The 1,170-nt window shown below is 43.2% G+C and carries 1 pseudogene; it reads left to right on the forward strand.

Annotated features, from left to right (window positions below):
- A pseudogene (locus OEW74_RS19140) lies at positions 1-1,170 on the forward strand (hypothetical protein); the annotation flags it as partial.

Below are 1,170 nucleotides of genomic sequence, written 5' to 3' on the forward strand. Positions count from 1 at the left end.
AACAGCAAGTATTGTTGTAACGGGAGGAACAGCACCTTACACTTATTCATGGTCTCCAACAGGAGGAACTGCAACAACAGCTTCAGGTTTAGCAGCAGGAACTTACACAGTAACAGTAACAGATGCAAATGCATGTACAATTACGAGAACGATAACAATCACTCAGCCAACAGCGATGAGTGCAACGACTTCTCAAACAAATATTTCTTGTAACGGAGGATCTAACGGAACAGCAAGTATTGTTGTAACAGGCGGAACAGCACCTTACACTTACTCATGGTCTCCAAGCGGTGGAACTGCGGCGACAGCTTCAGGATTAGCAGCAGGAACTTACACAGTAACAGTAACAGATGCTAATGCATGTACAATTACGAGAACGATAACAATCACTCAGCCAACAGCGATGAGTGCAACGACTTCTCAAACAAATATTTCATGTAACGGAGGATCTAACGGAACAGCAAGTATTGTTGTAACAGGTGGAACAGCTCCATACACTTACTCATGGTCTCCGAGCGGTGGAACTGCGGCAACAGCTTCAGGTTTAGCAGCAGGAACTTACACAGTAACAGTAACAGATGCTACTGCATGTACAATCACAAGAACAGTAGCAATTACTCAGCCTGCCTCAGCGGTTTCTGGAACAACAGTTGTTACAAACATTGTATGTAATGGAGGTTCTACAGGAGCTATTAATTTAACTCCAACAGGAGGAACAGCACCTTATACTTTCAACTGGGGAGGAGGAATCACTACGGAAGATCGTACTAATTTGGCAGCAGGAACTTACACAGTAACAGTAACAGATGCTAATGCATGTACAATCACAAGAACAGTAGCAATTACTCAGCCTGCATCAGCGGTTTCAGGAACAACAGTTGTTACAAACATTGTATGTAATGGAGGTTCTACAGGAGCTATTAATTTAACTCCAACAGGAGGAACAGCACCTTATACTTTCAACTGGGGAGGAGGAATCACTACGGAAGATCGTACTAATTTGGCAGCAGGAACTTACACCGTAACGATTACTGATGCAAACGGATGTACAGGAACTGTAAGTGCGACAGTAACTCAATCAAGTGCAGTAGCAGCTCCGACTGGAGCAGCAACACAAAGCTTTAGCTTAGGAAATACTTTAAGTGCTTTAGTAGTTGTCGGGCAAAATAT

Origin of the sequence: Chryseobacterium sp. YIM B08800 (assembly GCF_026163565.1) — a bacterium.
Taxonomy (GTDB): Bacteria; Bacteroidota; Bacteroidia; order Flavobacteriales; family Weeksellaceae; genus Chryseobacterium.